Source organism: Methylobacterium sp. WL8 (genome assembly GCF_008040045.1).
Classification (GTDB): Bacteria; Pseudomonadota; Alphaproteobacteria; order Rhizobiales; family Beijerinckiaceae; genus Methylobacterium; species Methylobacterium cerastii.
On the sequence record NZ_VRVF01000017.1, the window covers coordinates 20,713 to 41,342 of the forward strand.

17 protein-coding genes and 1 pseudogene are annotated in these 20,630 nt (G+C 71.0%); 5 read left to right on the forward strand and 13 right to left on the reverse strand.

What is annotated here, in order from left to right; translation table 11 throughout:
* Position 1: 1 nt before the first annotated feature.
* From FV234_RS08735 to FV234_RS08765, 7 genes and pseudogenes are all read right to left on the reverse strand, one after another.
* Positions 2-145 (reverse strand): annotated as a pseudogene (locus FV234_RS08735) (beta-xylosidase); the annotation flags it as partial.
* The gene (locus tag FV234_RS08740) at positions 138-1,733 is read right to left on the reverse strand and encodes a gamma-glutamyltransferase family protein (RefSeq protein WP_147828760.1); all 1,596 of its coding nucleotides are present in this window, start codon (positions 1,731-1,733) and stop codon (positions 138-140) included. The pseudogene FV234_RS08735 and the gene FV234_RS08740, both read right to left, overlap by 8 nt.
* On the reverse strand, positions 1,730-2,656 hold the full coding sequence (locus FV234_RS08745; RefSeq protein ID WP_147828761.1) for an ATP-binding cassette domain-containing protein: 927 nt from the start codon (positions 2,654-2,656) through the stop codon (positions 1,730-1,732). The genes FV234_RS08740 and FV234_RS08745 overlap by 4 nt, the downstream gene beginning before the upstream one ends.
* Positions 2,656-3,693, reverse strand: coding sequence for an ABC transporter ATP-binding protein (locus FV234_RS08750; RefSeq protein WP_238272837.1), 1,038 nt, complete (start codon positions 3,691-3,693; stop codon positions 2,656-2,658). Before FV234_RS08750 ends, FV234_RS08745 begins: the two co-directional genes overlap by 1 nt.
* Positions 3,693-4,616, reverse strand: a complete 924-nt coding sequence (locus FV234_RS08755) for an ABC transporter permease (protein ID WP_147828762.1) — start codon at positions 4,614-4,616, stop codon at positions 3,693-3,695. Before FV234_RS08755 ends, FV234_RS08750 begins: the two co-directional genes overlap by 1 nt.
* Positions 4,613-5,557 carry an ABC transporter permease gene (locus tag FV234_RS08760; RefSeq protein WP_147828763.1) on the reverse strand — a complete coding sequence of 315 codons (945 nt, stop codon included), beginning with the start codon at positions 5,555-5,557 and terminating at the stop codon, positions 4,613-4,615. Before FV234_RS08760 ends, FV234_RS08755 begins: the two co-directional genes overlap by 4 nt.
* Positions 5,557-7,047: an ABC transporter substrate-binding protein gene (locus FV234_RS08765; RefSeq protein WP_147828764.1), complete on the reverse strand. Its 1,491-nt coding sequence runs from the start codon at positions 7,045-7,047 to the stop codon at positions 5,557-5,559. The genes FV234_RS08760 and FV234_RS08765 overlap by 1 nt, the downstream gene beginning before the upstream one ends.
* Positions 7,048-7,408: 361 nt before the next feature.
* Between FV234_RS08765 and FV234_RS08770 the strand changes: the two genes are divergently transcribed.
* Positions 7,409-8,056 carry an SOS response-associated peptidase family protein gene (locus tag FV234_RS08770; RefSeq protein ID WP_147828765.1) on the forward strand — a complete coding sequence of 216 codons (648 nt, stop codon included), beginning with the start codon at positions 7,409-7,411 and terminating at the stop codon, positions 8,054-8,056.
* Between the two features lie 364 nt (positions 8,057-8,420).
* Positions 8,421-8,636 carry a hypothetical protein gene (locus FV234_RS08775; RefSeq protein ID WP_147828766.1) on the forward strand — a complete coding sequence of 72 codons (216 nt, stop codon included), beginning with the start codon at positions 8,421-8,423 and terminating at the stop codon, positions 8,634-8,636.
* 324 nt (positions 8,637-8,960) lie between these two features.
* On the opposite strand, the gene FV234_RS08785 is transcribed toward FV234_RS08775, so the two are convergent.
* Complete coding sequence (locus FV234_RS08785) at positions 8,961-9,446, reverse strand: DUF4113 domain-containing protein (protein ID WP_306422433.1); 486 nt, start codon at positions 9,444-9,446, stop codon at positions 8,961-8,963.
* A 147-nt stretch (positions 9,447-9,593) separates the two neighbouring features.
* Here FV234_RS08785 and FV234_RS08790 point away from each other — a divergent pair, with 147 nt between their 5' ends.
* Entirely contained in the window at positions 9,594-11,207 is a 1,614-nt protein-coding gene (locus tag FV234_RS08790; RefSeq protein WP_147828769.1) for an acyltransferase, read from the forward strand.
* A 183-nt stretch (positions 11,208-11,390) separates the two neighbouring features.
* Positions 11,391-12,329: an acetamidase/formamidase family protein gene (locus tag FV234_RS08795; RefSeq protein WP_147828770.1), complete on the forward strand. Its 939-nt coding sequence runs from the start codon at positions 11,391-11,393 to the stop codon at positions 12,327-12,329.
* A 78-nt stretch (positions 12,330-12,407) separates the two neighbouring features.
* Here the strand turns inward: FV234_RS08795 and FV234_RS08800 are convergent, their stop codons facing one another.
* The 4 genes from FV234_RS08800 to FV234_RS08815 all read right to left on the reverse strand — a co-directional run bounded on the left by FV234_RS08800 (position 12,408) and on the right by FV234_RS08815 (position 19,190).
* Positions 12,408-14,705, reverse strand: a complete 2,298-nt coding sequence (locus FV234_RS08800) for a fused MFS/spermidine synthase (protein WP_147828771.1) — start codon at positions 14,703-14,705, stop codon at positions 12,408-12,410.
* A gap of 159 nt (positions 14,706-14,864) precedes the next feature.
* Positions 14,865-16,421: a glutamine-hydrolyzing GMP synthase gene (gene guaA, locus FV234_RS08805; protein WP_147764316.1), complete on the reverse strand. Its 1,557-nt coding sequence runs from the start codon at positions 16,419-16,421 to the stop codon at positions 14,865-14,867.
* 375 nt (positions 16,422-16,796) lie between these two features.
* On the reverse strand, positions 16,797-17,795 hold the full coding sequence (locus FV234_RS08810; protein WP_147752286.1) for an alpha/beta hydrolase: 999 nt from the start codon (positions 17,793-17,795) through the stop codon (positions 16,797-16,799).
* Positions 17,796-17,888: 93 nt separating this feature from the next.
* Positions 17,889-19,190, reverse strand: coding sequence for an RsmB/NOP family class I SAM-dependent RNA methyltransferase (locus FV234_RS08815; protein WP_147828794.1), 1,302 nt, complete (start codon positions 19,188-19,190; stop codon positions 17,889-17,891).
* A gap of 202 nt (positions 19,191-19,392) precedes the next feature.
* Between FV234_RS08815 and FV234_RS26130 the strand changes: the two genes are divergently transcribed.
* Entirely contained in the window at positions 19,393-19,563 is a 171-nt protein-coding gene (locus FV234_RS26130) for a hypothetical protein (protein ID WP_187273620.1), read from the forward strand.
* A gap of 35 nt (positions 19,564-19,598) precedes the next feature.
* Here FV234_RS26130 and panE read toward each other — a convergent pair whose 3' ends face one another.
* On the reverse strand, positions 19,599-20,540 hold the full coding sequence (gene panE, locus FV234_RS08820; RefSeq protein WP_147828772.1) for a 2-dehydropantoate 2-reductase: 942 nt from the start codon (positions 20,538-20,540) through the stop codon (positions 19,599-19,601).
* Positions 20,541-20,630: the final 90 nt, after the last annotated feature.

The window sequence follows — 20,630 nt, forward strand, 5'->3', positions numbered from 1 at the left end:
ATCAGGCCGGCCCGGCGCCTCCAGGCGCGTAGCGGCGCACCATCGCCGCGCAGAAGTCGGCGTATTCGCGGAAATCGACGGGTGCGCTCGAGTGGTGGGGCGCGATGCCCCGGTGCTCGGGCGTGAAGCAGAACGCCTCAGTAACCCAGCGCGCTGCCATCCTTGCGGGGGTCCGAGCCGGCCGCGAGCATGCCGGCTTCATGGTCGATCCAGATCACCTGACCGCCGCCGAGCGGCAGGGGCGCGGGGAGTGCGTCGTGGCCGCGGCCCTTCAGCTCGGCGGAGAGGCCGGAGAGGCCGCCTTCGAGTTCCAGGGTACCGCCGTAGGCGAAGCTGCGTGGTGCATCGAGCGCCTCTTGCGGGTCCAGGCCGCGGTCGATCAGCCCGGTCAGCAGCTCGACGTGGCCCATCGCCTGGTAGTGCCCGCCCATCACGCCGAAGGGCGCGACCGCGCGACCGTTCCGCATCAGCATGCCGGGGATGATGGTGTGCATCGGGCGCTTGGACGGGCCGATCGTGTTGGGGTGGCCGGCTTCCGTGCGGAACGAAAGGCCGCGGTTGTGCAGCAGCACGCCGCTCGACGGCCCGAGGATGCCGGAGCCGAAGCCCTGGAAGATCGAGTTGATCAGCGAGATCGCGTTGCCGGCCCGGTCGACCACGCAGAGGTAGACCGTGTCCTTGTGCGCGCGGGCCGCGACCTCGGCGCGGATCTCGGGATAAAGCGTGGGCGCCTGCGCCCGGCCCATGTCGATCGCCCCGTGGGCGGCGGCCTGCCAAGCGTCGGATAGCAGGTGCTCCACCGGGATCGCCTGGAGGGCCGGGTCGCCGAATAGCGCGTCGCGGTGGTGGTAGCCCTGCTTGCAGGCTTCGGCGAAGAGGTGGACCCGGTCGAGGTCCGAGAGCCCCGCCACGTCGAAGGGCTTCAGCACGTTGAGCATCATCAGCGCCGCGAGCCCCTGGCCGGCGGGCGGGCACTCGTAGACGTCGTAGCCGCGGTAGCGCGTGCTGATCGGGGTGACCACGTCCGGTGCGGCGCGCGCGAAATCCTCCAGGGTGTGGAGGCCGCCGAGTTGCCGCAGGCGGCCGACGAGGTCGTCGGCCACCGGCCCCTCGTAGAAACCGCGCGCGCCCTCGCGGGCGATCCGCCGGAGCGTCGCGGCGAGTTCTTCCAATCGCACCACCGTGCCGATCGCGGGCGCGCGGCCGTCGACGAGGTAGGTGGCGGCGGCGTGGGGATCGCCTGCGACGCGGGCGACGTTGCGCGCCCAGTCCCAGCCGACCCGCGGCTGGACGGGAAAGCCCTCCTCGGCCAGCCGGATTGCCGGCTGCAGCAGCTCGCCGAGCGAACGGGTGCCGTGGTCTGCGACGAGCTTCTGCCACGCCGCCACCGCGCCGGGCACGGTCACCGCGTGCGGGGAATCCGGCTCGATCGCGACGCCGTGTTCGCGGTACCACGCGGCGTCGGCCGCCGCCGGGCTGCGGCCGGAGCCGTCGATCGCCACCGGCACCGAGGCGCCCTTGGGCGCATACAGCGCGAAGCAGTCGCCGCCGATGCCGGTCATCAGCGGGTCGACGACGCATTGCACCGCCACCGCCGCGATCGCCGCGTCGACGGCGTTGCCGCCCGCGCGCAGGGTCTCGATCGCCACCAACGTCGAAGCCGGATGCGAGGTCGCGACCGCGGCCTGCGCCGCGTAGACGGGCGAGCGGCCCGGTCCCTCGAAATTCCTCATGGGCGATCCTCAGGTGGGGTGGCGACCCAATGGCCGGGCGCGACCTCGACGAGGTCGCCGCCTTCGGCGATGGCGGAAGCCGGTGCGGCGCTCTCGGCGGCCAGGCGCGCCCGCTCGACCGCCGGCACAGGCACCGGTACGGCGCCGAGCAGGCGGCGAGTGTAGGGATGGCGCGGGTCGTCGTAGAGCGCGTCGCTCTCGGCCAGCTCGACGATGCGGCCGCGCCAGAGCACGGCGACCCGGTGGCACAGGTAGCGCACCATGCGCAGGTCGTGGGAGATGAACAGGTAGGACAGGCCGAGCTCGGCCTGCAGGTCCTGCAACAGGTTGACCACCTGGGCCTGGATCGAGACGTCGAGCGCCGCGATCGGCTCGTCGGCGACGATGAAGCTCGGTTTGAGCGCGATGGCTCGGGCGATGCAGACGCGCTGGCGCTGGCCGCCGGAGAACTGGTGCGGGAACCGCCCGGCGAAACGCGGTTCCAGCCCCACCCGCTCGAACAGTCCGGCGACCGCCTCGCGGCGCTCGGCACGGCTCATGTCGGGCCGGTGCAGCTTGAACGCCTCGGAGACGTAGTCGCCGACGCTCATCCGCGGGTTCAGAGCCGCGTAGGGATCCTGGAACACGGTCTGGATCCGGGCGCGTTTCGCGCGCATCGCCTTGGCCGAAAGCATGGACAGGTCCGTGCCTTCGAAGGCGACGCTGCCTTCGGTCGGCGGGTTCAGCATGGTCACGGCGCGACCGATCGTGGACTTCCCCGAGCCGGATTCGCCGACGAGCCCAAGGGTCTCGCCGGGGCGGATGTCGAAGCTGACATTCTCCACCGCCCGGAACACGGACCCCTTGCCGCCCCACCACGACCGCAGCGGATAGTGCTTCGACAGGTTGCGCACCGAGATGATCGGTTCGTCCGAAGCCCGCATCACCGCGCACGCTCCGCTTCGTCGGAGAGGATTTCGGGAAGGTCGTACCAGGCGGCCACGAGATGACCCGGCGCGGCGCCCTTCGCCTGGACCAGCGGAGGCATCTCGGAGCGGCAGCGGGCGGTCGCGTAGGCGTTGCGCGGCGCGAACGGGTCGCCGGGCGGCGGGACGCGCATGTCCGGCGGAGCGCCCTCGATCTGGCGAAGGCGCCCGCGCCCGGCCCGCCCCCGTGTGAGGTCGGGCAGCGAGCGCAGCAGACCGAGGGTGTAGGCGCTGCGCGGGTCGGCGAAGATGTCGTCCACCGGGCCGCGCTCGAGGATGCGCCCGGCATACATCACCTGCACCGTGTCGCTGATGCCGGCGACGACGCCCAGATCGTGGGTGATCCAGATGATCGCCATGCCGATCTCGCGCTTCAGGTCCTGGACCAGCGCGACGATCTCGGCCTGCACCGTCACGTCGAGGGCCGTCGTCGCCTCGTCGGCGATGAGGATCTTCGGCCGGCATGCGATGCCGACGGCGATCATCACGCGCTGGCGCTGGCCGCCGGAGAACTCGTGCGGGTACTGGTCGAGGCGGCCGGCCGCATTCGGGATGCGGACGAGGTCGAGGAGCTCCCGTGCCCGCGCGCGGGCGGCGCGGCGGTCGAGGCCGAGATGGATGCGCAGCGGCTCGATGATCTGCGCCGCCACGGTCATGCCGGGGTTGAGCGAGCTCATCGGGTCCTGGAACACGAACCCGATCTCGCCGCCGCGCACCCGGCGCAGGGCCTTCTCGGGAAGGCTCAGGAGGTCGCGCCCCTGGAACAGCACCTGCCCGCCGGTGATCCGGCCGGGCGGGCGCGGGATCAGCCCGAGCATCGCCAGCACGTGCACGCTCTTGCCCGAGCCGGATTCGCCGACGATTCCCAGCGTCTCGCCCTCGCGAAGCGCGTAGGACACGCCGTTGACGGCGTGGACGGCACCGCCGTCGGTGTCGAAGGCGACCGCGAGGTCGCGGACCTCGAGGAGGGGGGCGCCGCCCATCTCCGCCGCCATCAGGTCCTGCCTCTCGGATCGAGGGCGTCGCGGAGCCCGTCGCCGAACAGGTTGAAGCCGAGCACGGCGAGGAAGATCGACAGCCCGGGCCAGATCGCCATCCACGGCGCCTGGTCGAGGAAGTTCTTGGCGACGTTGAGCATCGCGCCCCAGCTCGGCTCGGGCGGCTGCTGGCCGAGCCCCAGGAACGACAGGCTCGCCTCGGCGATGATCGCCGCCGCGATGGTGAGCGTCGCCTGGACCAGGATCGCCGGCACGATATTGGGCAGGATGTGCACCAGCGCGATCCGCCAGGGCGGGTTGCCGACCGAGCGCGCCGCCTCCACGAACTCCTCCGCCGCCACCGCCTGGACCTGCGCGCGGGTGAGCCGGACGAAGGTGGAGGTCGCCGACAGGCCGATCGCCACCATGGCGTTGGTCAGGCTCGGACCGAGGAAGGCTGCGAGCGCGATCGCCAGGATCAGGAACGGGATCGCCAGCAACGCATCGGTGAGCCGCATGATCGCCCCGTCGACCCAGCCGCCGGCATAGCCGGCGACGAGCCCCAGCGGCAGGCCGAGCGAGACGGCGAGCGCCACCGAGACGAGGCCGGCACCGAGCGAGGCCCGCGCCCCGTAGACGATGCGCGCGAGCACGTCGCGCCCGACCTCGTCGCCGCCGAACGGGTGGGCGAGCGACGGGGCGGCTCGCACCGCGCCCCAATCGGTCTCCGTCGGGTCGTAGGGCGCGATCCATGCAGCGAACACCGCCATCAGGACGAGCCCGACGACGATGACCAACCCGACGACGGCACTCCGCCGCGCCCGCAGCCGACGCCAGAAAGCGCGGAGCGTACCGGGCTCGCGGGGCAGAGGCACCCGTCGTCCCTCCGCCACCGTGGGGGACGGCAGGAGCGCGGCGCCGTCGCGATCGATCCCGCTCATGCCCGCCTCAGCTTCGGGTTGACGGCCGCCGCCAGCACGTCCGCGGCGAGGTTGAGGCCGACATAGGTGGCGGCGGTGCAGATCACGACGCCCTGCACGGTGGCGAAGTCGCGATTGAACACGGCGTCGACCATCAGCTTCCCGAAGCCCGGCACCGAGAAGATCTGCTCGGTCAGAACCGCGCCGGACAGCAGCTGCCCGAACTCGAGGGCGCCGAGCGTGATAATCGGGATCGCGGCGTTGGGGAGCGCATGCCGCAGCACGAGCCGCAGGGGCGAGACGCCTTTGGCGCGCGCCGTGCGGACGTAGTCGGAGCCGAGCACGCCGAGCATCGCCGCCCGGGTGTGGCGCATCATCACCGCGCTGATCGCGTTGCCGAGCACGAAGGCCGGCATCGCCATCGCCTTGAGGTTCTCCCACAAGCTCTCGGAGGGCGGCACGTAGCCGGAGGCCGGCAGCCAGCCGAGCTGCACCGAGAACAGCAGGATCATCAGGATGCCGAGCCAGAAGTTCGGGATCGACAGACCCCAGAGCGCGACGCCGTTGGCCAGCGTGTCGGCCCAGGTGCCGCGCCGGACCGCCGAGAGGATGCCCATCGGCACGCCGATGGCGAGCGCCACCAGCATGGCGAGGCAGGCGAGCTCCAGCGTCACCGGCAGCTTCTCGGCGACGAGTTCCGAGACCGACTTCTGCAGGCGGATCGATTCGCCGAGATCGCCGCCGAGGACGCCCGCCGCCCAGTAGCCGTAGCGAACGGGGAGCGGCCGATCGAGGTGGTACTTGTCGCGGATGAACGCGATCACCTCCGGGTCGCGCTCCTCGCCGGACAAAGCGGTCGCGGTGTCGCCCGGCAGCAATTGCTGCAGGGCGAAGATGATCATCGAGGCCAGGATCAGAGTCGGGACCGCGAGCGCCAAGCGTCTTGCGAGGAACTGCAGCATCAGTTCAGCTTCAACCCCGTGAACCGGGCGAGCCCGTCCGGGTAGGCGACGAACCCGGTGAGCTTGTTCGCGTAGGCCCAGAGCAGCTTTCGGTGCAGCAGGTAGACGACCGGACGATCGGTCAGGACCCGGTCGGCCAGGCTCTTCCAGGCGGCCTGACGCTTGGCCGTGTCGACGGTGCCGCGCTCGGCCTGGAGCGCCGCGTCGGCGTCGGCGTTGCAATAGCGCGTGTAGTTCAGCGGCGTCTTGCACCCGAGGAAGCTGAAGGTGTTGCCGTCCGGGTCCGGTCGGCCGCTCCAGGAATAGAGGTAGGCCTCGAAGTTGCCCTTGTCGGCCATATCGAGCAGCGTGGTGAAGTCGGCCGCCTGGATCTTGATGTCGAAGCCGGCCTCCTTGGCCATGGCCTGGATCACCTGCCCGACCTGCGGCGCCTCGCTATTGGCGTAGACCGAGAGCGTGATCTGCGGCTTGGGCTGGCCGGCCTCGGCGAGCAGGGCCTTCGCCTTGGCGACGTCGCGCTTCGGCACCGGGTATTCCTTGACGTAGTTCGGATGCTTGGGCGAGACCCACTGGTTGCCGGCCAGGAACTCGCCGTTGAACACCACCTGGTTCAGCGCGTTGCGGTCGATCGACAGCTCGAGCGCCTGCCGCACGCGCGGGTCGCCGAGCGGCGAGCCGGCCTTCGCGGGGTTGAGCAGCAACGATTGGAAGCCGAGCTCGTAGACCGAGCCGAGCTTCAGCTTGGCATCGCGGGTCACCTGAGGGACGTCGGTCGGCGCCAGGCGCTCCAGCAGGTCGAGCTGGCCGGCGCGCAGGTTCGTCAGGCGTACCGTGGCATCGGGGATCGGGCGGAATTCGATCCGTTGGATGTGGATCTGGTCCTTGTTCCAGTAATCCGGGAAACGCTCGACCACGATCCGGTCCTGCGGCACCCGCTCGACGAACTTGAAGGGGCCGGCGCAGACCGGGGCGGTCGAGAACTTGTCGCCGAGCCGCTCGGCGGCCTTCGGCGAGACCATCATTCCGGCGCGGTCGGTGAACTGCGCCATGAGCGGGGCGAACGGCGCCTTGAGGACGATCTTGAAGGTCAGGTCGTCGACGACCTCGACAGCGTCGATCGGCGCGATCTCGCTGCGGCGCTGCGAGCCCGGCATCTTGAGATGGCGTTCGATCGAGAACTTGGCGGCCGCCGCATTCAAAGGCTCGCCGTCGTGGAATTTCACGCCCGGCCGCAGATGCATCGTGAGCGTCTTCTCGTCGGACGAAAGCTCCCACGCGGTCGCGAGCTGCGGCACCGGCTTCAGGTCCGTGCCGATGTCGACGAGCTTGTCGCAGAGCGCGGTGAAGACCATTCGGCTGGCGAAGGTGCGGGCCAGCGTCGGGTCGAGCGCATCCGGGTCCTCCATCATGCCATAACGCAGGGTCTGGGCGGAGAGCGGCGTGGACAGGAGAACACCCGCGATCAGGCAGGCAGCCGACAGACGCAACATCGAGACTTTCCGTCACGGGCGGCCCGGGGCCGGGGCGCGAATGATGTGCCGCCGCGAGATCGGGGGCAACTTGTGTTTTGAATGCAGTGCACCAACCATGCCATCTTGATGCCGGGGAACGGATTTCGCACCCCCTCCTGGGCATGGGCAATTCAGAGTGAGATCAGCGGGCATGCATCGTGAACCGGCGATGCGCGAGTGTCCGCTTCACGAGCGCGGGATAGGACTCTTTGACAGACATGCGCGCGTGGTGAGACGTACCGCGCTTCTCAGCTGCGGCATCCGTGCCGTGTGCTGTGTCAGTAGCGGGGGCGGACGGAGGGGCTTGCCCTCGCGGACCTGACCGTCGCACGGTGCAGGCATGTGCAACCTCTACAGCCTCAACAAAGGTCAGGACGCGATCCGGAAAGCCTTCGGCGTTCAGCGCGACGAGGCCGGCAACCTGCCGCCGCTGCCGGGCATCTTTCCGAACACGATGGCACCGGTCGTGCGGATGCGGGAAGGAGAACGCACGCTGGCGATGATGCGCTGGGGCATGCCGTCGCCGGAGTTCGCACTGAAGGGCAAGAAGGTCGATGCAGGCGTCACCAATGTCCGCAACACCCGGTCGCCGCACTGGCGGCGGTGGTTGAAACCTCATCATCGCTGCCTCGTGCCCCTGACCTCCTTCAGCGAGTTCAACGTGAAAGCCGGCGGTGACATCTGGTTCGCGCTTGGGGAAGACCGCCCGCTGGCGTGTTTCGCGGGCATCCTGCTCGACGGGTGGAAATCCGTCCGCAAGGTCAAGGACGGCGAAACCGTGGACGACCTGTATGCCTTCCTGACGACGGAGCCGAACGCCGAGGTCGGCGAGATCCATCCGAAGGCGATGCCGGCGATCCTCACAACTGCCGACGAACACGAGACGTGGTTGTCGGCGGAATGGCCGGAAGCCGCCAAACTGCAACGGCCTTTGCGCGACGGCGCTCTCAAGGTCGTTGCGCGAGGCGCGAAGCGGGACGGAGCTTGAAGGCGCGGTCCCTACTGGAACCGCATTATCACAGTACCATCGCGAGGATCGAAGACCTCGACCCGCGGCCCGCGCGCATTGACAGGTGCCACTACATCGGTGACGTGCGAAGGCGGCACGCCGAAGTCGGCGCCTGGCGCGACGGGAGGGGCAAGTCCCTCACGCAGTAGCCAACCTTGGACAACATCACCGCCGAACTGCAAACGATGCAGGTGGTGTTATTGCAAATCGTGGCACGTTGACCTGATCAGATGACTGCCGACAAGTCTCTTAGTCCACGACTGAGCCGGGGGGAACGGCAGACCTCAATCAAAGGTCTGACGATCGCGGGTATGATGCGGTGCCGCACGATCAAGAGACCACCATGCTCAAGACCATCGGCCTTGCTTCGATCTTCGTCGTCGGGTCAGCTCTCGGTCTAGCCGGAACCGCGTCTGCCGTGCGTCTGACGTCAGCGCTTACTGTGGGAGGATCTGCCGCTTCAAACGTTGAAGCTGTCCGCATGCATCACCGTATGCACCGTATGAAGCACATGCGCCGCGGCAATCCCTCCGCCCGTGGGTGGAAGAAGAACTTCTGATTCCCTCGATCGTATCGCGCAGGTCGTTTTTGATCCAGCAGCAGCCCTTGCGTACCAGTTAGGTCCGCGAGGGCAAGCTCCTGCGCCCGTCGCCACCCTCGACGCCGATCGCGGCGCGGCAAGTCTGACCGAACTGGTTGGGCTCGCGCGATCCGACTGGCTTCTGGTAGCGGTACGCCTGCGTCAGCCGCGGGTACACGTCGGAAAGGCCGGCATGATCGCCGAACCGCTGTCGGGACCGCGCTAGGTTGTAGGTTCCGCGCCGCTTGCACGGCGGGCACTCTACGACGAGGCGGCGCCCGCGCAAGTCGCACAGGCGCTCCATCAGACCGCCACCGCGATCGGCAGCTCGCTGACCTGCGTCGTGCAGCGCGGCGTCCGCATCTCGAACTTCGTGCTCCACGTCCGCTTCTCCACGAGGCCGGCGCGGGCTGGAATGACGCTGCCGCGGCCGAAGCGGCCGAAGCGGCCGAAGCGGGCGTTGCAGGCGTCGACCGCTGCCATCAGCAGGCCGGAGCGCTCGCGGTCGAGCTGGCCGATCAGAGCGCGCGGGCTGGCGTCGAGCAGCATCAGGTCGGTGGTGACGATCCCGGGCTTGCCGAGCCGCCACGGTCGGGCGCCGGACTCCCGCCTGGCGCGATCCTCGATCGGAATCGAGAACGAGCGGGTCACCGCGCAGCCCTTACGCTGGGCCGGGAGCGCGCCGAGCGGCAGGCAGGACAGGCCACGCAGCTCGTGGATGTTGGGCTCGCCCACCACCGTCAGCGCCTCGCGCACTGGACGCGGGTCGAGGTCGGCGAAACCTGCCATGCTTTCGACACCCATGGCTCGAACTTGGCGAGCGACGCCTGGCCGATACCGTGGACCTCGCCGGCCGGTCGGCCATGTTTCTTGTTGTTTCCAAGGAGATCGGCGTTGATATGTGCTGGGCTCAGCACACCGTTCGAAGCCGCAGCGATGCTTGACCGCCCCCGCCGAGATTTTGCCGCCGCCATCGCGCCGGCACCGCCCGCCGTGCCGATGCAGGCGGGGCCCGCGGTCACCGGGATCGCGCGTCCGGGTGGGGAGATCGCGAACCTGCAAATTTTGCGGGCGTTCGCGGCTTGCCTCGTCCTCGTGCACCACGTCGCGGTGTACGGGCAGGCCCTGCGCAGGGCCGGGCGGCCGTTCGCGGCCCTGGACCACCTGATGGGCGTCTGGGGCGTGGCGATCTTCTTCGCCCTGTCCGGGTTCCTGATGGCCCGGCTCGTCACCCGCGACGCGCCGCTCGTGTTCCTGGCGCATCGGGTCGGGCGCATCTTCCCGACCTATCTCGCGGTCGTGTCCCTGTTCGCCGGCGTCTTCGCGGCTTTTGGCCTACCCTTCGGCGGCGTGTCGGTGCTGGCCCTGTCGCTTGCGCCGGGCGGCGTGCGCGGCTCGCCGCTCAACGTGGAGTGGACGCTCGCCCTGGAACTGTCCTTCTACGTCGGATTGTTCCTGCTCGCCGCGGCGGGGTGGGCGCGCCGCCTCGTTCCCGTCGCCGCCTGCTGGCTGGTCCTTCTGGCCGTCGCCTTCCCGCTGCTGCCCCCCGACAGCCGCAGCCTGATGCCGCCGCCGCTCTACCTCGTGCCGGTCACGGCGGCCTGCGCGCCCTTCGCGGGGGGCCTGCTGCTGCCGCGCCTGATCGCGGCGGGGTGGGTGCGTCCGGCGACCGCGCTGCTGGCCCTGCCCTTGGTGGTGCTTTGCGCCTTCGTCGACACCGCCGCCGCGCGCTGGATCGGCGGCGTCGCCGCAATCCTGATCGTGGGCGCCGCCGTCACCGCGCCCGCCCTCCCCCGGGATCGCCCGGCGGCGCGGGCGGTGATCGCGCTGGGGGATTGGAGCTACGTGCTTTACCTCGCGCATCCGCCGGTGCTGATGCTGGCGAGCTGGGCCTGCCCAACGGACTGGCCGGGCGCGGCTTACGCCGGCATCGCCGTCGCGGGCGCCCTGCTGGTCGCCGCCCTACTCGGCCCCCTCGACGTCGCGGTCTACCGGCGCCTCCGCCGGCGGATCGATGCCCTGACGCCGGCCGCGCTGAAGCGGGCGGTGGCCACCTTCCTCGTCGTCTTCCTCGGCTGCGCCCTCTGGGGCAGCGTGGAGACGGCGCGCGACGCCCTCGCCGAGAGCCGCGCGCGCACCGCGATCGGCGTTCTACCCGCCGGCGCCTGGACCGCGCCGAGGCAGGCCGAGCTGGCGATCACCGAGCGCGGTCTCGCCTTACCCTCCGCCCTGCGCGGGGCCGTCGAGTCGGTCGAGCGCCTGTCGCAGACGGAGTTCCTGATCACGGCTTACGCCTTCGATCCGGGCCGCCCGAGCCGCGGCCTGCAACTGGCCCTGTTCTGCGGAGGACGCCTCGTCGCCCTGGACAAGCCGCGGCGCCTCCGCCGGGACCTTGCCGCGCAGCCGGGCTTCGAGGGGATGGGCACGCGGCGCATCGGGTTCCGCACCCGCATTCCCGCCAAGGCCTGCGGCCCGGAGACGATCGTCGCCGCCCTCGTCGACGAGGGCGGCCTGATGGCGGTGCTGCCGGTCCCGCAACCCGCGCGATGACGCGAGAGTGAGCCGCCGCGGGCGGCAGCGGCGGATCCGCTCGCCCCGCCGCCCTCCCGCTTGCCAAGGCTTGGCAAGGGCGCTCGCTGGTTCGTTGATTGCATTGGCATCGCCCCGCACGGCGTCGGCAGGTGGAGCGCAGGATGCGCCGCCGGACCCGGCGAACCCAACCCAGGAGCGCGCATGCCGACGCATCACGAGATTCCGGCCGTCCCCGACACGATGGTGCTCGGATACTTCGACGCCGCGCTGCCGCCGGTGCTGGAGATCGAGTCGGGCGACACGGTCACGCTGCATTCCTTTCCCGCAGGTGCGCGGGCGACGCTGCATCCCGACCCCGCGCGGGTCTCGGCCGAGCACTTGGCGGTGCTCGATCAATGCGTCCCCGGCCCCGGCCCGCACTTCGTCACCGGCCCGGTCCACGTCCGCGGCGCCGAGCCCGGCGACGTGCTGCAGGTGGAGATCCTTGACCTGGCGTTCCGTCAGGATTGGGGCTCCGTCTCGATCCTGCCGCTGCTGGGGACGCTGCCCGACGAGTTCACCGAGTACGAGACCATCCACCCGGACATCGACGTGGCGCGCGGCGTCTGCGTGCTGCCGTGGGGCACCGAGCTGCCGCTCGATCCGTTCTTCGGCATCCTCGGCACGGCGCCGCCCGCCGCCTGGGGACGCGTCGGCACGGCGGTGCCGCGCGGCTTCGGCGGCAACATGGACAACAAGGAGCTGAAGGTCGGCGCGACCCTCTACCTGCCGGTCTACAACGCCGGCGCCGGGTTCTACGCCGGGGACGGCCACGGCGTGCAGGGCGACGGCGAGGTCTGCATCACGGCGCTGGAGACCGGGCTCACCGGCACCTTCCGCCTTACCGTGCGCAAGGACCTCGGCTACGAATGGCCGTTCGCCGAGACGCCCACCGACCTGATGTCGATCGGCCTGCACGAAAGCCTCGACGAGGCGATGCGGCAGGCGGTGCGCGAGATGGTGCGCCACGTCTGCGCCCGCACCGGGCTCACCCGCAACCAAGCCTACATGCTGTGCTCGCTCACCGGAAACCTGCGCATCACGCAGACGGTCGACGGCAACAAGGGCGTGCACATGCTGATGCCCAAGACCGCGCTGTGAGTGCGGTCGGCTTCATGGTGGCGAAGACCGCGCTGTCAGCGAGGTCGAATTCGCGCGTGGGCCGAGAGCGGGGCGTGCTCAATGTCCGGCAGCGAGACCGCCCCCGAGGCGCAGGCGCATCAGGTCGAGGAAGGCTTCCAGCACGTTGGCGTAGTCGTCGGTCCACAGCCGGCGAGTCAGGTCGGGCGCGACCCGCGTCCAGCCGAGCCGCTCGGCCTCGCGCGTGATCGCCGGATCGCGGGTCGCGATCACCACCATCGCGCGCATGCGGTAGCGGCGCTCGATCGGCTCGTCGATCGCGTCGATGCGCTGAAGCAGCGTCAGGCCCTGCTCCGCCGCGGCTCGGGCCAGCGCCGGCCGCAGGTCGAAATGCTGGTTCGAGACGTGGAGCGCCAGCACGCCCTGCGCGTCGAGGCGGTCGCGGTAGAGGGCCAGCGCTTCGCCCGTCAGCAGGTGCATCGGGATCGCGTCGGAGGAGAACGCGTCGACGATGAGGACGCGCGTCGGCTCCGTTGCGCGGGCGAGCGTCAGGCGGGCGTCGCCCTGAACGATGCGGGCCGTGGGCGCGCAGGCTGAGAGGAAGCGGAACCGGGTCGGGTCACTGGCGATCCGGACGACCTCCGGGTCGATCTCGTAGAAGGTCCAGGCTTCGCCCGGGCGTGCCTGGCAGGCGAGGCTGCCCGCGCCGAGCCCGACCACCGACACGCGCGGCAGCGGCCCGTAGGCGTTGCGGGCGACTTCGAGCACGTCTGCGATCGCATGGCCGGTAGCGTAGTAGGTCGTCGGCTCCGGGCGCCCGAGGGCCGGGCGCCCGTCGTCCTCGCGGATGCGCATTGCCCCGTGCAGGGTCGTCCCGTGCGCGAGGAGGCGGAAGCGCCCCTGCGGGTCGGTCTCGATGCGGTGGACGCCGAAGAAGCTCCGCCGGTTCTCCACGTCCTGTGCCGACAGGAGCGGCATCGCCAGCACCAGCGCACAGAACAGGGCGGCACGGCCGAACGCCGCCCGCGGCGCGCGCCAGCTCAGCAGCAGGATCGTCATCATGATCGCGGCGGCCACGGAAGGCGCCGCCTCGGGCGCGAACCGCGCGAGGAGGGCGAGGCCGGCCGCGCCGGCCAGCGACACGGAAAGCCGCCGCAGGGCCGCCCCGGCGGCGAACCGCGGGGCGACCAGGGCGCCGGGCCGGCAGGCGAGCGCCGCCACCAGCAGGATCGGATATTCGGCCACCGTCGAGAACACTCTCGGCGCGATCAGCGCGGCGAACAGGCCTCCGAGCATGCCGCCGAGCGAGGTGCAGAGATAGAACTCGGTCAGCCGGCTCGGGGCCGGCCGCAGGTGGTAGACCGCCCGGTGGGCGACGAGGCCCGCGACGAAGCAGAGGCCGAGGCTGAGCGGCAGGTCGGCGGCGAAGGGCAGACGCCCGATCATGGCTGCGCCAAGGACGACGGCGGTCCCCGCCACCTGCACCGCCGCGAGGGGACGCTCGGGCCAGGTCGCGAGCGGGCGGAAGGTGATGACGAAGGTGAGGAGGTAGAGCGCCAGCGGCAGCACCCACATCAGCGGGATCGCGGCGACGTCGGTGGTGACGTGGGCGGTGACGGCGACGAGCAGGCCGGACGGCACGGCCGAAAGGCCGACCCAGGCGAGGCGGCGCGCCAGGCTCGGGGCGGTGCCAGCCACCTCGGGCGTCACTGCGACCGGGCCGCGACTGTGCGCGCCACCGAGGACGGTGAGCGCGCAGGCCGCGACCGCGCCGGCGGCTAGCGCGTAGCCGGCCGACCACAGCCGGGTCTGCTCGGCGAGCCCGAAGACCGGCTCGATCGCCAGCGGGTAGGCGATCAGCGCTGCGAACGAGCCGAGGTTGGAGGCGCGGTAGAGGAAGTACGGGTCCTGCGCCCGGGCGTTGCCCGAGCGGGCGTACCAGGCCTGCAGCAACGGCGCGCTCGCCGACAGGGCGAAGAACGGCGCGCCGACCGACGCGAGGAACAGGCCGACGAGCCAAAGCGCCTCGTCGCCGCCCTGCGCCGCGCCGGCCTCGGTCGCGACCGCGATCGGCAGGAACGTCGAGCCGGCGAGCAGCACGACGCCGTGCACGACGACCGAGGTGCGCAAGGACAGCCAGCGCGTCATCGCGTGGGCGTAGGCATAGCCGGCCAGCAGCAGACCCTGGAACACCACGGTCGCCACGGACCACACCGCCGGCGTGCCGCCGAGCACCGGCAGGACACGCTTGGTGAAGATCGGCTGCAGGGCGAACAGCAGGAAGGCGGCGAGCAGCAGGGTGCCGGCGAAGACCAGCGTCTGGGCGAGGTCGCGGCCGACCGGCGCGGCGGCCCGCGGCGCGTCGACGCCGATCGGATCGGCCCTGCCGGCTGTCATCGTTCGCGTTCCCTGGCCCGAGTTCGGTAAGGCGCAGAGCTTAGCGAAAGGTGCTTAACCGTCCCTCAAGCCACATGTTTCAGGCGGTCGGCATGGCGTCGGCACCGCCTGAGGGGCCTGCGTGTGCAGTAAATCCGGGCTGGTCGAACGCAGCCGGGATCACTCCCACTCGATCGTGCCGGGGGGCTTCGAGGTGATGTCGTAGGTGACGCGGTTGATGCCCTTCACCTCGTTGATGATCCGGGTCGCGACCCGGCCGAGGAAGGCCATGTCGAACGGGTAGAAGTCGGCGGTCATGCCGTCGACGGAGGTGACAGCGCGCAGCGCGCAGACGTGGTCGTAGGTGCGCCCGTCGCCCATCACGCCGACGGTCTTCACCGGCAGGATCACCGCGAAGGCCTGCCAGATCGTGTCGTAGAGGCCGGCCTTGCGGATCTCGTCGAGGTAGATCGCGTCGGCCTTGCGCAGGGCCTCCAGCTTTTCCGGGGTGATCGTGCCGGGGCAGCGGATCGCGAGGCCCGGTCCGGGGAACGGGTGGCGGCCGACGAAGGCGTCGGGCAGGCCGAGCTCGCGCCCGAGCACCCGCACCTCGTCCTTGAACAGCTCGCGCAGGGGCTCGACGAGCTTCATGTTCATGCGCGCGGGCAGGCCGCCGACGTTGTGGTGGCTCTTGATCGTCACGGACGGACCGCCCGAGAACGACACGCTCTCGATCACGTCCGGATAGAGCGTGCCCTGAGCCAGGAACGCCGCGCCGCCGATCTTCTTCGATTCCGCGTCGAACACGTCGATGAACAGCCGGCCGATGGTCTTGCGCTTCTCCTCGGGGTCGCTGACGCCGGTCAGCGCGTCGAGGAACAGGTCCTGCGCCTCCACGTGGACGAGGGGGATGTTGTAGTGGTCGCGGAACAGCCGCACGACCTCTTCGGCCTCGCCCATGCGCAGCAGGCCGTGATCGACGAAGACGCAGGTGAGCTGGTCGCCGATGGCCTCGTGCAGCAGTACCGCCGCCACCGAGGAATCGACGCCGCCCGAGAGGCCGCAGATCACCTTCTCGGAGCCCACCTGCTCGCGGATCTTGGCGATCGCCTCGGCGCGGTAGGCGCCCATGGTCCAGTCGCCCGAGCAGCCGGCGATGTCGCGCACGAAGTTGCGGATCAGCAGGGCGCCGTGCGGGGTGTGCGCCACCTCGGGGTGGAACTGGACCGCGTAGTAGTTGCGCGCCTCGTCGGCGACCGCGGCGAACGGCGCGTTCTTCGAGATCGCCACGGTGGTGAAGCCGTCGGGCAACTTGGTGACCCGGTCGCCGTGGCTCATCCAGACCGGGTAATGCTCGCCGACGTGCCAGACGCCCTTGAACAGCGGGCAATCGGACAGGATCTCGATCTCGGCCCGGCCGAACTCGGCGTGGTGGCCGCCCTCGACCTCGCCGCCGAGCTGGGCCGCCATGGTCTGCTGGCCGTAGCAGATCCCGAAGACCGGAACGCCCGAATCGAACACCACCTGGGGCGTGCGCGGCGAGGCGTCGCTCGTCACCGATTCGGGGCCGCCCGAGAGGATCACGCCCTTCGGCCGCGTCTCGGCGAAGGCCTCGGCCGCCTTCGTGAATGGCACGATCTCGCAATAGACCCCCTCCTCCCGGACGCGCCGGGCGATGAGCTGGGTCACCTGCGAGCCGAAGTCGACGATCAGGATCTTGTCGTGGTCGGTGTTCATGCCCCTCGCGTTAGACGAGGCGATTGCGCCGTGCAACGCGGGCGCCGCATGCGGGCCGCGCCAGCCTGTTCACGGCGCGCATGGGCGCCGGACCCGATGCGGCACGGCGTATCCCGAACCATGGCGGCGCGCCCACATCCGGTTTCCGACCGACGACTTCGCCTGCGCGACGTTTTCCGGACGCCTGGAGCGCCAGCGGACGGTGATCCGGGATCCAGCATCATCAAGGGCCGCGTCAGCGGCTCGATCCGAACGGCGCAAGGTTTCGTTGCTTCGCGACGTCTTCTGCTGAGTTCCGGATCGGGTTCCACTGACGCTTCACCCGTCCGGGAAAACGGGCACGGTGCTCACCGAGCCAATCGACCCGAAATCGTATCAGGCGGCGAGGAACCCGCGGACGTGGAGCCAGGCGAGGAACAGGCCGGGCCACGCCGCCACCGGCGTTCCGGGCGGCCCGAGGCCGAAACCGTGGCCGCCGCGCTCGAACAGGTGCATCTCGGCCGGGATCTTCGCCTTGCGCAGCGCGGCGAACATCAGGAGCACGTGGTCGCAGACCGCGATCGGGTCGTCCATCGCTTGCGCCATGAACATCGGCGGCGTGTCGGCGCGGACCTGCACATCGACCGAGTAGGTCCGCATCTCGACCTCGGTGACCTCGTCGCCGACGAGCACGCGCCGGGTCGAGGTGCCGTCGAAAGGCGCCTTCATCGTGATGACGGGATAGAGCAACCCGGCGAGCGCCGGCCGGTACGGCAGGGCGTCGTGCGCATCCACCGGCGGATAGAGGTTCTGGTTGCCGACCGCGGTCTCGCCCATCAGGTGGCCGCCGGCCGAGAAGCCCAGCACGCCGACGCGGGCCGGATCGATGCCGAGCTCCGTCGATTGCGCGCGGACCAGGCGCACGGCGCGCTGCGCGTCCTGCCGCGGGGCGTCGGGGCCGTTGTCCCAGCCCTCGCCGGGCAGCCGGTAGATCAGCAGGAAGACCGTCACGCCGACGGCCGTCAGCATCTGGCCCACCGGCACGCCTTCGTTGCCGATGTCGATGAACCGGTAGCCGCCGCCGGCCGCCACGATCATCGCCGACCCGTTCGGCTTGTCGGGGCGGATCACCAGAAGGCACGGGCGCTCGACCTTGGTGATGACGCCGCGCGCCGTCTCGTCGAAGCGGTAGCCGTTCGGATCGGGACCCTCGCCGCCGCCCGGCGGGTCGCCCGGCCAGAGGTCGATGACCTGAAGCTGCGCGCCCGGCGCCGTCCGCGGCAGGGCGGGGACCAGCTCGCCCGGCGGTTTGACCGCCCCCTGTGCCCGCGCCGCGCCCTGCCCGGCCATCGCGGCCGCGGTCGCCGCCAGGAGCGTTCTCCGATCCAGGCCCATCGGTCTCCTGCGGTGTCTTCGAGGCGGCGTCTTGAGAGGCAGCGTCTTCGGGATCGCTCGGACAACGCCGGCTGGACGGAGCGGTTGCGGCCCTCAGCCGGCCCGGGTCAGGGTGGCGACGTAGAACCCGTCCGTGCCGGTGCGCGCCGGGCTCATCTGCAGCCCGTGCGCAGTGAAGCGAAGCGCCTCGGCGAGGCCGGGAGCGTGCGCGTCCGCCACCTCGCGCGCAGGCACCACCGCGAACGCGCCGCCGCCGCGTGCGAGGAAGCCCGCCACGGCGTCGTCGTTCTCCGCCGGCAGCAGCGAGCAGGTGACGTAGGTGATGCGGCCGCCGGGGCGCACGAGGCTCCCGGCGCGGTCGAGCACCGTCGCCTGCTCGGCGACCCGGGCGGCGAGGCTGCCGGGCCGCAGGCGCCACTTCGCGTCGGGGTTTCGGCGCCACGTGCCGGTGCCGGTGCAGGGGGCGTCCACCAGCACGCGGTCGACGTGCCCGTCGAGGTCGCCGAGCACGTCCGTGCGCATCCGGCCGCCGCGGGGCGTGCGCACTTCGGCGTTCGCGCCGGACCGGCGCAGGCGCTCGTGGATCGGCGCGAGGCGGCGCGGGTCGTCGTCGGTGGCGACGAGGCGGCCGCCGTTGCCGGTGAGCGCGGCCAGCGCCAGGGTCTTGCCGCCGCCGCCTGCGCAGAGGTCCACCACCGTCTCGCCCTTGCGGGCGCCGGACATCATCGCGGCGAGCTGCGAGCCCTCGTCCTGGATCTCGTACCAGCCGTCCAAGAACTCCGGCTCGACATGCAGGGCCGGCCCGCGCCCGTCTGCGCCGATCGGCACGCGCAGGCCCATGGGCGCATGCGGCGTCGGCGCGGCGCCGTGGTGGGCGAGGCCCGGCATCGCCGCCTCGCGGTCGCCCTTCAGGGCGTTGACGCGGATGTCGAGGGGCGCGCGCCGGGCGAGCGCCTTCAGCTCGGGCAGGAGTTCGTCGCCGAGGATCGCCTCGAGCTGCGGCAGCACCCATTCCGGCACGTCGCCCGCGACGTGCGGCGGCGCGTCGGCGAGGTTGCCCTCCGACAGGCGCCGGCCCTCGTTCTCGGCGAGTTTTTCCGGCGCGAAGCCCTCGCCGTTAAACAGCGCCGCGATCGAGGGTGCGGCGAGGCCCTGCTGCAGGCGGAGCGATCCGAGCAGCACCGCGCGCGGGCTGTCGTCGCCCATGATCCAGGCGGCCGAGGACCGCCGCCGCAGGGCGTCGTAGACGAGGCTGGCGATGCCGCCGCGGTCGCCCGATCCGGCGAAGCGGTGGTTGAGGCCCCAATCCTTAAGGGCGTCGGCGGCCGGCCGTCGGCGGCCGGCGATGTCGGCGAGCACCTCGATGGCGGCGGCGCAGCGGGCGGCTGGAGTCAGGACGGTCTCCTCTTGCGGATCAGCAGGTGTCGCGAGCGCGATAGACCCGGCGCCCACCGCCTGTCGAAGGAAATCGGCGACGCCACGATACGGCCACGCTTAGCCCGCGCGGCGGACACGATACGGCCGAGCTTCCGGCGCGATCAGCGTCCAGACCCGCAGGCTGCGACGCGTCCCTGCGTCGCGAAGGCCGGATGAACCCATGTCGCCCGTGATCCACCTCACCCTCGCCGGCATCCTGATGCTGGCGGTCGCCGCCTGCTCCACCGCGCCGGCCGCACCCGACCTCACGCCGCCGCCGCGCCGCCCGCTCGATGCGAAGACGCAGCTCGAATACGGCAACCCGCCCCCGCCGCCCGGCCCGCGCTACTGATCGGTCCCGTCCCTCGGCTCATCGGGGCCGAGGTCTCAGGCGACCGTTTCGCGGGCGCGGCGATGTTCGTAGGTCTTCAAGCCGGTGAACACGCGCTCGAGGTGCGGAAGCTTGCGCTCCGTCGCGCGCCCGCGGGCGATCAGGTCGCCGACGACGTGGTCGGCCTCGATCCGGCCCCCGCCCTCGATGTCGCGGAGCATCGAGGCGGTCAGCGGCGATCCGTCCGCGGTCAGCATGACGCGGGCCTGGGTCGCCACCTTCTCGCGCGGCGCGAACCCGTTCGCGTCGGCGATGGCGAGGCATTCGTCGTGCAGGCCGGCGATGAAGTCCCGGCCGCCCTCGGCCGCGACGACGTCGCCGATCGCGCCCCGCATCAGCGTGGTCGCGCCGGCGAGCGTGGCGAGGAACACCCACTTCTCCCACATCTCCAGCACGATCCTGTCCGACAGGCGCGGCTGGAACGTCGCGCCCTGCATCATCGCCTCGATCGCGGCGCAGCGCTCGGAGCGGGTGCCGTCGCGCTCGCCGTAGGTCAGGGTGCAGAAGTCGCTCATGTGGCGGATCTCGCCGTCCGGCCCCAGCGTCGCCGCGATGGCGCAGGAACCGCCGAGAACGCGGTGTGCGCCGAAGCGCGCGTCGAGCGCGTCGAGATGGGCCAGCCCGTTGAGGACCGGCAAGATGGCGGTGCCCTCCCCCACCGCGGGGGCGATGTCGTCGAGGGCGCTGTCGAGGTCGTAGGCCTTGCACGAGAGCAGCACGAGATCGAAGCCGCCGGCCTCGGCCAGCGCGTCCGCCGTCACCGTCCGCGGCGCGCCGAGGTGCAGGTCGCCGAGCTTGCTCGTCACGACGAGCCCGTTCGCGGCGAGCTTCTTCGCCCGCGCCGGCCGGACCAGGAACGTCACGTCGCGCCCGGCCTCGGCGAGCCGCGCCCCGTAATAGCCACCGGTCGCCCCGGCCCCGACCACCAGCACCCGCATCACGTCTTCTCCCGAGCAGCGTTCACCTGACGATCCCATGCGTGCGCCGAACGCGCGGCGCAACGGCCGTCTCGGATCACACACCGTCGA

Excerpts from the sequence above, each read along its gene's own strand:
- FV234_RS08740 (WP_147828760.1), bottom strand. The coding sequence starts at position 1,733 with ATGAGGAATTTCGAGGGACCGGGCCGCTCGCCCGTCTACGCGGCGCAG.
- FV234_RS08745 (WP_147828761.1), bottom strand. The coding sequence starts at position 2,656 with ATGCGGGCTTCGGACGAACCGATCATCTCGGTGCGCAACCTGTCGAAG.
- FV234_RS08750 (WP_238272837.1), bottom strand. The coding sequence starts at position 3,693 with ATGGCGGCGGAGATGGGCGGCGCCCCCCTCCTCGAGGTCCGCGACCTC.
- FV234_RS08755 (WP_147828762.1), bottom strand. The coding sequence starts at position 4,616 with ATGAGCGGGATCGATCGCGACGGCGCCGCGCTCCTGCCGTCCCCCACG.
- FV234_RS08760 (WP_147828763.1), bottom strand. The coding sequence starts at position 5,557 with ATGCTGCAGTTCCTCGCAAGACGCTTGGCGCTCGCGGTCCCGACTCTG.
- FV234_RS08765 (WP_147828764.1), bottom strand. The coding sequence starts at position 7,047 with ATGTTGCGTCTGTCGGCTGCCTGCCTGATCGCGGGTGTTCTCCTGTCC.
- FV234_RS08770 (WP_147828765.1), top strand. The coding sequence starts at position 7,409 with ATGTGCAACCTCTACAGCCTCAACAAAGGTCAGGACGCGATCCGGAAA.
- FV234_RS08775 (WP_147828766.1), top strand. The coding sequence starts at position 8,421 with ATGCTCAAGACCATCGGCCTTGCTTCGATCTTCGTCGTCGGGTCAGCT.
- FV234_RS08785 (WP_306422433.1), bottom strand. The coding sequence starts at position 9,446 with ATGGCAGGTTTCGCCGACCTCGACCCGCGTCCAGTGCGCGAGGCGCTG.
- FV234_RS08790 (WP_147828769.1), top strand. The coding sequence starts at position 9,594 with ATGCTTGACCGCCCCCGCCGAGATTTTGCCGCCGCCATCGCGCCGGCA.
- FV234_RS08795 (WP_147828770.1), top strand. The coding sequence starts at position 11,391 with ATGCCGACGCATCACGAGATTCCGGCCGTCCCCGACACGATGGTGCTC.
- FV234_RS08800 (WP_147828771.1), bottom strand. The coding sequence starts at position 14,705 with ATGACAGCCGGCAGGGCCGATCCGATCGGCGTCGACGCGCCGCGGGCC.
- guaA (WP_147764316.1), bottom strand. The coding sequence starts at position 16,421 with ATGAACACCGACCACGACAAGATCCTGATCGTCGACTTCGGCTCGCAG.
- FV234_RS08810 (WP_147752286.1), bottom strand. The coding sequence starts at position 17,795 with ATGGGCCTGGATCGGAGAACGCTCCTGGCGGCGACCGCGGCCGCGATG.
- FV234_RS26130 (WP_187273620.1), top strand. The coding sequence starts at position 19,393 with ATGTCGCCCGTGATCCACCTCACCCTCGCCGGCATCCTGATGCTGGCG.
- panE (WP_147828772.1), bottom strand. The coding sequence starts at position 20,540 with ATGCGGGTGCTGGTGGTCGGGGCCGGGGCGACCGGTGGCTATTACGGG.